12 protein-coding genes are annotated in these 13,435 nt (G+C 52.2%); 7 read left to right on the forward strand and 5 right to left on the reverse strand.

Annotated elements, in window-relative coordinates; translation table 11 throughout:
• Positions 1 to 5 precede the first annotated feature (5 nt).
• Positions 6 to 944: an NAD(P)/FAD-dependent oxidoreductase gene (locus tag HRM2_RS22110; RefSeq protein ID WP_015906256.1), complete on the forward strand. Its 939-nt coding sequence runs from the start codon at positions 6 to 8 to the stop codon at positions 942 to 944.
• 91 nt (positions 945 to 1,035) lie between these two features.
• The gene (locus HRM2_RS22115; RefSeq protein ID WP_015906257.1) at positions 1,036 to 1,515 is read left to right on the forward strand and encodes a GNAT family N-acetyltransferase; all 480 of its coding nucleotides are present in this window, start codon (positions 1,036 to 1,038) and stop codon (positions 1,513 to 1,515) included.
• Here the strand turns inward: HRM2_RS22115 and ablB are convergent.
• Both ablB and hisA read right to left on the reverse strand, forming a co-directional pair.
• Entirely contained in the window at positions 1,502 to 2,341 is an 840-nt protein-coding gene (ablB, locus tag HRM2_RS22120) for a putative beta-lysine N-acetyltransferase (RefSeq protein ID WP_015906258.1), read from the reverse strand. The two genes, HRM2_RS22115 and ablB, sit on opposite strands and share 14 nt — an antisense overlap.
• Positions 2,341 to 3,108 carry a phosphoribosylformimino-5-aminoimidazole carboxamide ribotide isomerase gene (gene hisA, locus HRM2_RS22125; RefSeq protein ID WP_041274244.1) on the reverse strand — a complete coding sequence of 256 codons (768 nt, stop codon included), beginning with the start codon at positions 3,106 to 3,108 and terminating at the stop codon, positions 2,341 to 2,343. The genes ablB and hisA overlap by 1 nt, the downstream gene beginning before the upstream one ends.
• Positions 3,109 to 3,320: 212 nt before the next feature.
• Here hisA and HRM2_RS22135 point away from each other — a divergent pair, with 212 nt between their 5' ends.
• Entirely contained in the window at positions 3,321 to 4,007 is a 687-nt protein-coding gene (locus tag HRM2_RS22135; protein ID WP_015906260.1) for an alpha/beta hydrolase family protein, read from the forward strand.
• A 15-nt stretch (positions 4,008 to 4,022) separates the two neighbouring features.
• On the opposite strand, the gene HRM2_RS22140 is transcribed toward HRM2_RS22135, so the two are convergent.
• Positions 4,023 to 4,505: an outer membrane lipoprotein gene (locus tag HRM2_RS22140; RefSeq protein WP_015906261.1), complete on the reverse strand. Its 483-nt coding sequence runs from the start codon at positions 4,503 to 4,505 to the stop codon at positions 4,023 to 4,025.
• Positions 4,506 to 4,781: 276 nt separating this feature from the next.
• Between HRM2_RS22140 and HRM2_RS22145 the strand changes: the two genes are divergently transcribed.
• Positions 4,782 to 5,876 carry a response regulator gene (locus HRM2_RS22145; RefSeq protein ID WP_015906262.1) on the forward strand — a complete coding sequence of 365 codons (1,095 nt, stop codon included), beginning with the start codon at positions 4,782 to 4,784 and terminating at the stop codon, positions 5,874 to 5,876.
• A 34-nt stretch (positions 5,877 to 5,910) separates the two neighbouring features.
• A complete protein-coding gene (locus tag HRM2_RS22150) occupies positions 5,911 to 6,786 on the forward strand; it encodes an NAD(P)-dependent oxidoreductase (protein WP_041273439.1) in 876 nt (291 codons plus the stop codon).
• 61 nt (positions 6,787 to 6,847) lie between these two features.
• Here the strand turns inward: HRM2_RS22150 and HRM2_RS26755 are convergent, their stop codons facing one another.
• Positions 6,848 to 6,949: a MetS family NSS transporter small subunit gene (locus tag HRM2_RS26755; RefSeq protein WP_148214692.1), complete on the reverse strand. Its 102-nt coding sequence runs from the start codon at positions 6,947 to 6,949 to the stop codon at positions 6,848 to 6,850.
• A gap of 16 nt (positions 6,950 to 6,965) precedes the next feature.
• Positions 6,966 to 8,468 carry a sodium-dependent transporter gene (locus HRM2_RS22155; protein WP_015906264.1) on the reverse strand — a complete coding sequence of 501 codons (1,503 nt, stop codon included), beginning with the start codon at positions 8,466 to 8,468 and terminating at the stop codon, positions 6,966 to 6,968.
• Between the two features lie 276 nt (positions 8,469 to 8,744).
• Here HRM2_RS22155 and HRM2_RS22160 point away from each other — a divergent pair, with 276 nt between their 5' ends.
• Positions 8,745 to 11,147, forward strand: a complete 2,403-nt coding sequence (locus HRM2_RS22160; RefSeq protein WP_015906265.1) for an acetate--CoA ligase family protein — start codon at positions 8,745 to 8,747, stop codon at positions 11,145 to 11,147.
• A complete protein-coding gene (ptsP, locus tag HRM2_RS22165; RefSeq protein WP_015906266.1) occupies positions 11,137 to 13,410 on the forward strand; it encodes a phosphoenolpyruvate--protein phosphotransferase in 2,274 nt (757 codons plus the stop codon). Before HRM2_RS22160 ends, ptsP begins: the two co-directional genes overlap by 11 nt.
• The last annotated feature ends 25 nt before the right edge of the window (positions 13,411 to 13,435 follow it).

Consider the following 13,435-nt stretch of genomic DNA (forward strand, 5'->3'; position numbering starts at 1 on the left):
CAGCCGTGATCCACGCTGAAGTCATTGTAGTGGGCGCAGGCCCTGCCGGAACAGCTGCAGCCTTTGAACTTAAACAACGGTCTGTCCACACCTTGATCCTAGAAAAAGCCCTATTCCCAAGGACCAAGGTGTGTGCCGGCTGGATCACCCCCAGGGTGCTTGACCTTCTGGATCTTTCACCCCAGGGCTACCCCCACACCATCGCAGGGTTTGACCGGCTTTTTTTCCATCTCTTGGGACGAACCATGGCCGTCAAGACCCACCAGTATGCCATCCGTCGCTACGAATTTGACCACTGGATGGTAAAAAGAAGCGGGGTAAAAGTATACCCCCACCGGGTGAAACAAATAACCCGAAAAAACGGGCAATACACCATTGACGATACATTCACCTGTAATTATCTCATCGGTGCAGGCGGTACCCACTGCCCGGTCCAGAAAACCTTTTTCAACAACGACCACCCCAGATCAAAAAAAGGCCTGATCACAGCCGTTGAAGCCGAGTACCGCTGCAACACCCGTGACAGACGATGCCATATCTGGTTTTTCCACGACAGGGTCCCGGGCTACGCCTGGTACCTGCCCAAGCAGGGTGGGTACGTGAACGTGGGCATTGGCGGAAAAGCGGTCAAACTCAAACACCAGGGCCGGACCATCATGGACCACTGGCAAAGTTTCACAAAAACCCTGCTGGACCTTTCGATCTTGCCCTATGCCCCGCCCCATCCCAGGGGCCACACCTATTTTCTCAGGCAGTCCCGACTGTATCCCAGAATCGGAAACGCCCTTGTGACAGGGGATGCAGCAGGACTTGCCACCCTGGACATGGGCGAGGGCATTGCGGCAGCCATTGAAAGCGGCATGGGTGCTGCAGCAGCTATCACGGACAATGCCCCACCCTCGTTCCATCACCTGCCAAAATTAAGCATCTGGGGAATGGTATAACCCGAACGAGTTCCCAGAATGTATTATTGTCGAAGCAAGAGAATCCTGATATAGGGAAGGAATTTATGCCTGACCCGAACAAAGGAGAACGATGAAAATACGAAAACCCACCACAGAAAACTTCAGCAAGGTATCGGGCCTGCTCAGTTCCGCCTTTCCCAAAAGCCAATTTGAAAAAAAACTGGTGGAAAATTTCCATGCAAACCAGACACCCATCCATGAATGGGTCTGCATCCATGTGAACAAGGTCATTGCCTATATTGCCTTTTCAAACGCCTACAAGGGTGAGCAAATATGCGGCCTTCACCTTGCCCCCCTTGCCGTGGCCCCTGAATTTCAGCGCCAGGGAATCGGCAGCGAGCTTGTCAAATTTGCCCTGCGCCAGAAACAGATCAAAGAAAGCCCCCTTTTTGTCCTTGGCAATCCCGAATTTTACCAACGGTTCGGGTTCAGGCAGTGTGCCACGCCCCTGTGCCCCTTTGACAAAAACAACCGCCACTTTCTGTCCCTTGGCAACACAACCACGGACGCGTTCACGGTCGGGTACGAGCCCGAGTTCACAAACAGCTGAGATCCTGCCACCAGACGTTCATGCTCTCAAGGCCCCCTGAAATATTGGTGTTGTTCACAAGGGTTCCGGCAAACCGGTAACCGGCCCTGGAAAAGGCGATGTTCATGCCGTGGGAGGTTGCCCTGGCAATGGTGTAGGCCGTTTGTACACCCATGTCAGCGACAGCCCTGCCCATGGTATCCAGGAGCAGGTCCGCAAGGCCCTGGCCACGGACGTGGGGAAGGGTTGCAAAATCAGTCATCTCGGCATTCAACGCCGTCATATCCGTCTCGGCCGATGACAGGGCCACAAGTTCAGCGCCCTGGAAAACGCCAAAGTAGTGCACATGGGATTCCATGGTCTCTTTGATGAAATCAGGATCAAAAATAGGAAAGGGGTAGGAATCAAAAACCTGACTGTACAGTTCGGCCATGGTTTCGGCATGGGTTGTTTCCATGGGTTGGACCTGGAACCCCGGGGCAGGCTTTCTATCATCATCGGCTTTTAACCGGGCCAGATCAAGGACCTGGGCAATGGTTTGTCCGTTATCGACCACGGCCCGGTCCCGGGTCAGAAATTTACCCATGAACAGGCCGTCCTCATCTGCATTAAAAAGCCCCTTTACCCTTGCCTCCACCGTGTAATCATCCCCAAGGAAAATCTCTTCCATAGATGCCGGAACCTTGGCAAAGATCTTGGAATAGTCCTCCTCCTTTGCCAGGTCGTCCAGGGTGTCAATGATCTGCTCCCTGTCATCCGGGTTGAGTTTCATGAGGTAAACTCGGTCATTTTGTTTGCCGTGCTGGACAAGGGAACTGCCCAGGGTATCCATGCGATCCGGGTTCATTATTTTGCTGAATTCTCCATTTTTTTTATTACTGCCGCATAGGGCAAGGTACCGCCAAAGATATCCAGGGCACTGCCGATGGTGAAATCCACCCGGCCCTGGCCCAGGCGTTCCACCGTGTCAATGTCCGCCATGGTGCTGACGCCACCGGCATAGGTGACGGGTATGGGAGCGTGTTTACCAAGCAGTTCCACAAGTTCGGTCTGGATGCCCCGCATCCTTCCCTCCACATCCACCCCATGGACAAGAAATTCGTCACAGAAGCCGGACAGGCGGGCCAGGGTTTCGGGATTGACGGTTACATCGGTAAAGGTCTGCCAGCGATCGGTTACGATCCAGAAATCGTCCCCGCGTTTTCTGCAGCTCAGATCCAGCACCAGCCGTTCTTTTCCAACGGTTTTCACAAGCAGTTTTAATCGCTCCATGTCCACCTTGCCCGCTGAAAACACATAGGAGGTGACGATGACATGGCTTGCACCGGCATCGAGGAATCGAAGGGCATTGTCAGGCGTAATGCCTCCTCCGGCCTGGAGCCCGCCCGGATAGGCTGACACGGCATCAATCATTGCTTCCTGGTTTCCAGGTCCAAGGGCAATCACATGACCGCCTGTCAGGTTGTCCAGCTTGTAAATCTCCGCATAGTCCCGTGAAGATTTTATACTCTCAAAATTGGTGACAGGCGCTTTTCCCTTTTTGCGGGTCAGGGTCCCCCCCACAATCTGAACCACCTTACCGTTACGCAAATCAATACATGGCCTGAACCTCATTTTTTTGCCTCCCTTCATGAAAATCCTTGAAACTGCCCTGGAACAAACAGAGAAACGTCCCATACCAACGTTTTACCTGCGATCCCGGCAAATCCGGTTTTTTTTGATTTGGTGGACAGCTTACCACTATTTGTTTTTTCATGGCAAGGTCATTGACACAGCCAAAGAAAAAACCAATAATTCCAGTCACAGCCTAACATAAGGAGAAAGGCATGAACATTGAAACCATTTCCATCCCCGTCAATGACGATGAATCCGTCTCCGGCATACTTGCCACCCCCGTCACCGCCAATGCCAACACCCGAACGGGCCTTGTCTTTGCCCACGGCATGGCCAATGACATGAACCACCCCACCATTAAAGATGTGGCTGAGGGGCTTACGGCCCAGGGATTCACAACCCTGAGGTTTAATTTCCCCTACCGGGAAAAGGGACGGCGCTCTGCCGATCCCGAACATAAACTGATCCAAGCCTGGAAAAGTGCCGTTGATTTTCTTGCACAAAAAACAGACAACTCACTTACCACCCTGGTTGCCGTTGGCAAATCATTAGGCGCCAGAATCGCCTCAACGGCTGCGGCAAACGGCGATATTCATCCCGATCGCCTGATATTTCTCGGCTATCCCCTCCACGCCCCGGGCAGAAAGGACAGCCCCAGGGATGCCCACCTCTACAACATCAAAACCCCCATGCTTTTTTTTGAAGGCACAAGGGATCCGTTCTGCGACCTCGACCTGCTGGCCACTGTTTTAGAACGCCTCTGTGCTCCCAGGGCACTTGAAATCATTGAAGGAGGCGATCACTCGTTCATTCTGCCCAAATCAGATCCAAGGACAGACAGGGATGTGCACGACCAGGTGATCAGAAAATGTGTGGAATGGCTCCACAGTCAGGGATAGACAAAATAGATTAAATTACCTGGAAACCCGTGTTGTGCCATCGGCAGCCGTAATAACCCTCACCCTGTCCCCGGCCAGTATCGCGACATCGGCTTCCTGGACCACAACAATGGTCTGACCGTTGTCTTTGTTCACCACGATTTCAAGGCCCTGTTTCCGGGTGATTCCTTCTTCTGCAACGGCTCCTGCTGCAGCTCCGGCAAGGGCACCAATAACAGTGGCCACTGTTCTGCCACTGCCGCCGCCTACAGTACTGCCCAGGACACCACCGGTCACAGCACCTGCAGCACCGCCAATGGGGGTTTTTGTGCCTTCGATCAGCACTTCCCTTACAGATTCAACGGTTCCGGTTTCAACGGTCTGGACCTGCCTTGCCTGGTCCCGGGAATAAACTTGACCGGATCTACTGGAGGCACACCCGGTTAAACAGAGTGCAACGACTGCTGCGAAAAAAATCAATGCCTGGCTAAATTTCAATGTTCTCTGCGATGTTTTCATAAAAAACTCCTTTTCCTGTAATATCAGCCTTCATCTTTTATGTATTGTACATCACCTTTATCCCCTGTTCAACACAATAAGGGTTTACACCGTATCCACCTTTGATTTGTCGTTGATTTTACAGCCAATTTGTGAAACCCTATGCCCATACCATAACGATCCTTCCTTATTTTTTGCCTTGACACAATAAACGTTGAGGCCATCCGTCCCCATTCATCCAGGCAATGGGTTCTGAAAAATGTCAGCCTGAAAGAATCAGACGGATAAGGAGTAGAGATGACCGACATCAAAGATTGCATTGTATTGATTGTGGATGATAGCAGCTTAAATATTGATCTTCTGGTTGCAACCCTGGGAACTGACTTTAACATCAACATTGCCATGGATGGTAACGCGGCGCTGAAAAGCGTAGCAGATGATCCGCCGGATTTAATCCTGCTTGATATTTTGATGCCGGGAATGGACGGCTATGGGGTGTGCACAAAGTTAAAACAAAGTCCGGCAACGGCTAAGATTCCCATTATTTTTTTAACGGGCCTGAACGACCACCAGAACGAATCCCGGGGTCTGGCCCTTGGGGCCGCGGACTATATCCACAAGCCCTTCAACCCCATGCTTGTCAAGGCAAGGGTTAAAAACCACCTTGCCCTTAAAATGCACCAGGACCGCCTGGAAAATCTGGTCAAAAAGAGAACCCGTCAGATCGAGCTGACCCAGGAAATGGCCTTTAAAGCCATTGGGACACTGGTTGAATGCAAGGACCCGGAAACAGGCGGCCACATCAGAAGAACCCAGAACTATGTCAAACTGCTGGCAAACAGTTTGAAAAGCCATCCAGCCTATGCCAATTTTTTTACAGATGAAACCGTTGATCTTTTATACATGTCAGCCCCCCTGCATGACATCGGCAAAATCGGGGTTCCCGATGTCATCCTCCTTAAGCCGACAAAACTTCTGAAAAGTGAGTTTGAAACCATCAAGCGACATACCACATACGGTTACAGGGCCATCCTCGCCTCTGAACGAGATTATTGTGAAGAAAATATTAATTTCATGCGATTTGCAAAAGAACTGACCCGGACCCACCATGAACGCTGGGATGGCTCAGGCTACCCCCAGGGATTAAAAAGAGAAGAAATCCCCATCTCCGGCAGATTAATGGCCGTTGCAGATGTCTACGATGCCCTGATAAGCCAACGGGTTTACAAACCACCGTTTAAACATCAAAAAGCAGTTGATATTATTCATCAAGGAAAAGGTACTCATTTCGATCCCCATATGGTAGATGCATTTATGGATCTGGAAGATCAATTCAGGCAGATCGGATTCCGGTTTGCCGATTGCATTGAAGAAAAGGAAAACCTGGCATAAAAAATTTAACGGTATAAGGAGTTACAGAATAAATATGAGCAAAATAGGTTGGATCGGAACCGGGGTAATGGGACAGTCCATGTGTATGCACCTTTTGGATGCAGGGCACAACATTCACCTGTACAACAGAACCAGGGCAAAGGCGGACTCGCTGATTGAAAAAGGGGCTGTCTGGTGTGAGACCCCAGCCCAGGTGGCAGAAAAAAGTGACATCATCTTCTCCATCGTTGGATTTCCAAAGGATGTAAGGGAAACCATCCTGGGAACCAATGGTGTTATAGAGGGCGCAAAGGCCGGTGCCGTGGTGGTGGACATGACCACCTCAAGCCCGGGTCTTGCCAAGGAGATTCACACGGCCCTCAAGGCAAAAGGCGTAGATGCCCTGGACGCACCGGTTTCAGGCGGAGACCTGGGCGCCAGACAGGCCACCCTGGCCATCATGGTCGGCGGTGACCAACCCGTATACGAGGGGGTACTGCCCCTGTTTGAAATCATGGGAAAAAATGTCGCCCTCATGGGCGGCCCCGGCGCAGGCCAGCACACCAAGATGAGTAACCAGATCCTCATTGCCGGCACCATGATCGGCACGGTGGAATCCCTTGCCTATGCCTGCAAGAGCGGACTGGATCTTGAATCGGTCATCAAGGTCATCGGCAGCGGGGCTGCCGGCTCCTGGTCCATCAACAATCTTGGCCCCCGCATTGCCCGGGGCGATTATGATCCAGGCTTTTACATCAAGCATTTCATAAAAGACATGGGCATCGCCCTGGACGAGGCCAGACAGATGAACCTGTCGTTGCCCGGCCTTGCCCTGGCCAACCAGTTCTACGTGGCAGCCGCAGCCCTGGGCCACGAGAATCTTGGCACCCAGGGGCTTTACAAGGTGTTTGAACAGATGAACGCCCTGTAACGGACGTTCATCTCTGTCATTTCCCGGCCCCCATGGTGCCGGGAATGAATATAAAGGACCTCTACAGATTCTTTCGTTTCAGGGCAATGCTTATGCACACGGCTGCCCCACCCCAGGTGATGACCAGGCCGAACACCATCATTGCAACGGCGGAAATTTCCATGTTGATTCTCCTTTGATCAGCGTTTTAATTCAACGGCCTGGGTAATTTCACCCGGGACCGTTACGGCGGTTGCCTGGAGAAGATATCCGATCACGGCGACCATCACCACAAGGAACCATCCAAAATAGAAAAGGGCGTCCCCGGGATAGCCTCCATATCCGTTTCGCAAATCACCCACCAGGTTGGCAATGCTCATGTAGCCCAGCACAAGGGGGGTGACAAACTTGAGGCAAAAGGGCCACCAGCTGCCCACAGCAAAATCCGAGGTGTGGTTGATATGCTCCTGGAACAGTTCAAGCTTGCACAGCCATGACAGAAAAATAATCTCCACCAGGCCTGTCGCAAGCACCCCGAAATTATTGATAAAATGATCGACGATATCCAGAACATAGAGTCCGCTGTTGGTGACAAAGATCGTTCCTGCGAACAGGCCGACAAGGCAATAGATGGTCACGGCTTTTTTCCGGTTCATGTCAAATTTACCCATGAGGGAGGACACACAGGTCTCACAGATGGAAATCTGTGAACTCAGGCCTGCAAAAATCAGGGCCATGAAAAACAGCGTTCCAAACAGTCCTGGGCTCGGCATATAATTGATGGCCTTGGGAATGGTGACAAAGGCAAGTCCCACACCGGATTTAACCACCTTGTCCACGCCCACGCCCTGGTTCAACGCCATGTTTCCAAGAACCGAAAAAACCAGGATCCCGGAAATAATACTGAACCCGCAGTTTGCAAAGGCAGTGATAAAGGCGTTGTTGTTGATATCCGAATCCTTTGGAAGGTAACTCGAATAGGTGAGCATGATGGCAAAACCGATGCTCAACGAGTAAAAGAGCTGACCATAGGCGGCAACCCAGACGTCAATGTTGAGCAGGGCCGAAAAGTCCGGCTTGAACATCCAGTTAAGTCCCTCAAGGGAACCGGGAAGGGTCACTGCCCGCACTGTGATAATGAGCACCAGTATAAACAGCAGGGGCATGAAAATCTTGCCGGCCATCTCAATTCCCCGTTTTACCCCCTTGAAAAGGACAAACCAGCAGATACCCCAGGCTGCAGCCACAGAGGCAAAAATGTTCCAGCGGATACCACCCATATCCATGGGACCGTCGGAAAGAGCCAGGAACTCCTTGAAAAAGAAATCACCGGTATCAACTCCCCACCCCTGATTAAAGGCAAGAAAAAGATAGGAGATGGACCAGCCGACAACGGCCACATAATAAATTGAAATAACAAACGAAACCAGGATCTGCCACCACCCCAGCCATTCCCAGCGTCTGGATAATTTTGCAAAAATCTGGGGAGCAGATCCCCGGTATTTATGGCCGACACCGAATTCAAGTATCAAAAAGGGTATGCCTGCGGTCAGCATGGCAAAAAGATAGGGCACAAAAAAAGCCCCGCCTCCATTTTCATAGGCCACATAGGGAAACCGCCATATATTGCCGAGGCCGATGGCAGACCCAATGGCAGCCAGTACAAACCCGGCCCTTGTTCCCCATTGTTCTCGTTGTTTCATTTACGTCTCCTCCTGCTATTTTGTATAACCGTCATGGACTGGGCAGGGTCTCTGCCCTGGCCACAACGAAATTTGAAATACCCCCATTGAAAATACTTCAAAGGGCATTTCATATAAATAAAATCGAACAAAACGGAAGTTTATATCGGTTTTTTTGATGAATGTCAAAACTTTGTGTTTTGTAAAGCAGTTAAAGAGATGGTGCCGGACCTTTGAAACTCTGGTATAGGGCGTTCTTTTATAGAATATTCACGGGAGAACTGGTAATAGAGGGATATGAAACTTTACATCGATTTTCAAGGGATGACCCGGATTTTTGGCCGTGCGGCCGACCAGGGACGAGATCAGCTCTTTGAGCATGAAACCTATGACCTGTTGCGGGCCCTTGGCTCTGAATCCGTTCCCGAACATCTGCTGTTTGCCAGGGACCTTCGCCTCACATCCGATCTGCTGGCCCCCTTCCCCGGTCGGAAAGTGGTGCTCAAAATCGTCAGCCCTGACGTGGTGCATAAATCCGATATGGGCGGCGTCAAGGTGGTTCCAAAGCTTGCCGGAAAGGTGAGAAGCGAAGGCCGACGCATGGTGGACCGGGTCAGCGATAGATTTGCAGCCTTTGTGGAAACCCACCCGGACCAGGTGCCCGAACCCTTTAAAGATCTGACGGGCAAGGCGTTGAGAACCGCTGTTAACAATCGAATCCAGGGGGTGCTCATCACCGAATACCTGCCCCCTGAATCCGATGCCCTGGGCAACGAACTGCTGGTGAGCCTCAGGTGGACCCGGGAGTTTGGCATGGTCATTACCGCAGGCCTGGGAGGGATCGACACGGAACTGTTTGCCGAACGGTTACGCCCGGGCCAGGCCGTGGTCTCGGCATCCACGGCCCTTGTGACAGCCCAGACATTTTTTGAGCTGTTCCAGACAACCATTGCCTATGGAAAACTCTCCGGCCAGACCCGGGGCGGAAAAAGGCTTGTCTCCGACGAACAGATACTTGAGTGCTTTGGCGCCTTTATTGCCGTTGGCAACCATTTCTCACCGTTAAACCCAGGCGTGTGCCACACCATTGAAGAGCTTGAGGTCAACCCCTTTGCCCTCAAGGATTACGAGATGGTTCCCCTGGACGGTCTGTGCCGGTTCAAAAAACCGACAACACCCACCACCCCCAGAGAAACCGACAATATCGACAGTCTGCTCCACCCCGAATCCGTTGCCATCCTGGGGGTGAGCGCCACCCAAATGAACTTTGGACGCCATATCCTTGAAAATATGGTCAAGGCCGGTTTTCCCGAAAAAAAGATCACCCTTGTCTCGTCCACGGCCAAAGAGATCGACGGCATCGCCTGTGTCAAGGATCTGACCCGCTTACCAACAGTGGATCTTCTGGTCATTGCCGTAGGGGCAAAACAGGTCCCTGGCCTGGTTGACGATATCATCGACAACCACCGGGCCAAAAGCGTCATCCTGATCCCGGGCGGACTCGGAGAAAAACAGGGAACCAAAACCATGGCCCGGACCATGGCGGCGAAGATTCACCAGGCCCATTGCCTTGGCAAAGGCGCACCCCTGTTCCTTGGGGGAAACTGTCTTGGGATTATCAGCCGACCGGGAGGGGTGGACACCTTTTTCACCCCTGAAAACTGTTCGCCCAAACGACGCCATACCCCTCCTTCAAAGACTGCCCTGATCAGCCAGAGCGGCGCCTTTGCCCTGGTTCGAATGACCGCTCTTGTGTCGGGAGATCCTGCCTATACCATCACCGTGGGCAACCAGACCGACCTCACCATCGGCGACTTTCTTACCTGGATGGCGGACGCACCGGAAATCGCCATTATCTTCGTCTATGTGGAGGGATTCAACGATCTGGACGGCCTCCATGCCTGCAGGGGCATCCGACGGGCCGTTAAAAGAGGAAAGCAGGTAATTGTCTACAAAGCCGGCCGCACACCTGAAGGAAAACAAGCCACCTCCGGCCACACGGCCAGCGTGGCAGGCGATTACATGGTCTGCACCTCCTGCCTTGGCCAGGCAGGCGCCCTGGTCACCGACTCCCTTGAAGAGTTTGACGGGTTGATGAACCTTTCAACTTTTCTCCATGGCAAAAAGATCACCGGCAACCGGATCGCGGGTCTCAGCCCGGCCGGCTTTGAAACCGTCGGCATTGCCGACTCCCTCCAGTCCAGGGACTCGTGCCTTGAACTGGCACAATTTCAACCGGAAACCCAGAAAACCATTGCCGCCCTTTTTGACAAAGCCGGTCTCACCGAGATCATGGACATTAAAAACCCCCTGGACATTACGCCGGGCGCACCGGACATGGTCCATGTGGGTGCAATCAAGGCCATGATCCAGGACAAAAACATTGATGCTGTTGTCCTCTCCCTTGGATCCCTGGCTCCTGCCACGGGGGACACCCCGGCTCTGGACGACCCGTCAGGATATACCACAACCCCTGGAAGTCTTGCCACGCTTCTGCCGGAAATTGCAGCCACATCCCCAAAACCCGTGGTGGTGTTTAACGATGCCGGCCAGGCCCATGACCCCATCAACAACCGGTTGAGACGCCAGGGTTTTCCCGTGTTCAACACCTGCAGTCAGACCATGACCCTTGTGGCGAGATACATCGCCTATCGGCTCGGACTTAAATCCTTAATTGAGAACGAACAAAATGCACAATAAAGATGCAGCCCACCTCGATCTTTTGTTTAATATCAGCGAGCTTGCCAACCTTGTCACGGCAAGTTCGGATCTTGAAAGCTTTTTAACCCATTCGGTTGATCTTGTGGCCCGTCACTTCAGCGCCCCGGTCTGCTCCATCTATCTATACAATGAGACATCAGGCCACTTAACCCTCAAGGCCACAAAGGGTCTTAAATCCGACGCTGTCAACAAGATACACATGGAGCCGGGAGAAGGACTGGTAGGCCGTTCGTTTGAGACCCTTTCCATTATCCGGGAAGGACATGCCAGCAAAACCCCCGGGTTTAAATATTTTCCAGAGGCCGGAGAAGATCTGTTTAATTCGTTTCTCTGTGTTCCCATAAAGCGGGGGGTTGAAAAGATAGGCGTTCTGGCTGTCCAGCACCAGGAGCTGAATTACTTTGACATCTCCGACGAAAGGGCCATCCGTGCTGTTGTTGCGCAGCTTTCCGGAGCCATTGAAAACGCCAGGCTTCTTATGGAACTTTCCCAGACAAAGGACGAACAACCCCCTGGGCGCCCCCTTGGATTTATAAAGGGGAAAGGCGCCACCGGGGGCCAGGTTCTGGGAAAAGCCATCCTCCTTGATGGAAAACAAAAATCCATTCTCCACGACCGGCTGCCGGGGGAAGATCAATTTACCAAAGCTGATTTTCTCCAGGCCCTTGAAAAAACAGCTCTTTCCCTCAAGGAGCTCCAGCAGGCGTTTGCCAGAAGATTACCTGAAAGCGCCTCCCTGATATTCACGGCCCACTTCATGATATTAAAGGACAAGAATTTCATCGGGAAGATGGGTGAGCTCATGGATAAAGGCACCCTGCCCTGTGATGCCGTCCGGGAAATTGCAGGAAAATACATTGATATTTTTACGTCAAGCCCCCATGAATACATGAAGGAAAAGGCCCTTGATGTGGAAGATCTTGCCGTGAGGATACTCCATAATTTCAATGTGCAACAGGATGAGACCGCCTATGAAAAGGGTGGCATCGCCATTGCCCGGCAGATCTACCCTTCCGATATCCTTAAACTTGTCTCAGGGGGAATCAAGGGAATCATACTGGCAGGCGGTGGCATCACCTCCCATGTGACCATCCTGGCAAGATCCCTTCAGATCCCCCTCATTATTGCCGAAGCCCCCGGGCTTTTAACCCTTGCAGACGACACAACCATTCTCATGGATGGCGACCAGGGGAACCTCTACATTAACCCTGAAAAAGAGACCCTGGCGCTCTTTAAAACAAGGGTTGCAGCAGAGCAGGAGTTGGGATCGACAACCATGGAGCAACAGACCCTCACCCGTGACAGGGTGCAGGTCAAGCTGCTGGCAAACATAAATCTTCTGGGGGAAATCGCCCTTGCCAGAAGGCTGAATGCCGAAGGGATCGGCCTGTACCGTACAGAATTTCCCTTTTTAATCAGGAGCTCATTTCCGTCCGAGGCGGAACAATACCACATCTATAAACGGCTGTTTGATGAAGCCGGAGCAATGTCCGTTAACTTCAGGACCCTGGATGCCGGTGGAGAAAAGACCCTTGCCTACAGCAATTTGCCAAAGGAGGCAAATCCTGAACTGGGCCTCAAGTCCATCCGGTTTTCCCTGGAACACAGGGATCTCTTTGAGTCCCAGATCCGAGCCATTCTAAGGGCCGCCGCAGGAAAAAAGAACGTCGGGATAATGTTTCCCCTGGTTTCCTCCATTGATGAATTTATCGAGGCAAAACAGATAGTCCTTGATTGCATGGAGACCCTTTGCCAGGAATCCCTTGAATTCAACGACAGTATAAAAACAGGGGTGATGGTCGAACTGCCCTGCGTGATTGAAACCATTGATGCCTTTGCCCGGGAGGCAGATTTTTTTTCCATCGGCACCAATGACCTGATCCAGTACATGCTGGGCGCCGACCGTGCCAACCCCATGGTGGCCGACTACTATATCCCCCATCATCCGGCCGTGAATAAAGGCATCGCCAAAATTGCCTCAGCGGCCCGCAACCACGGCATTGAGGTGACCGTGTGCGGCGAAATGGCCCACGAACCAAAACATATTCCCTTTCTGCTCGGTGTGGGCATCCGAAGCCTGAGTGTTGACCCGCGGTTTCTGCCCAGGGTTCAGCAGACCGTCATGGGCCTCAGTATGGAAGACGCCGAAAAATATGCCGGAAAAATGCTCGCCCAGACCCGGGTCAGCAGTGCAAAACAGGTGCTTGACTCCTGGGATCCCGCCCCAAGGCCCGCTCCATGAAAGTCATTGTGGTGCCGCACAGGGG

It is taken from the genome of Desulforapulum autotrophicum HRM2, from assembly GCF_000020365.1.
GTDB lineage: Bacteria > Desulfobacterota > Desulfobacteria > Desulfobacterales > Desulfobacteraceae > Desulforapulum > Desulforapulum autotrophicum.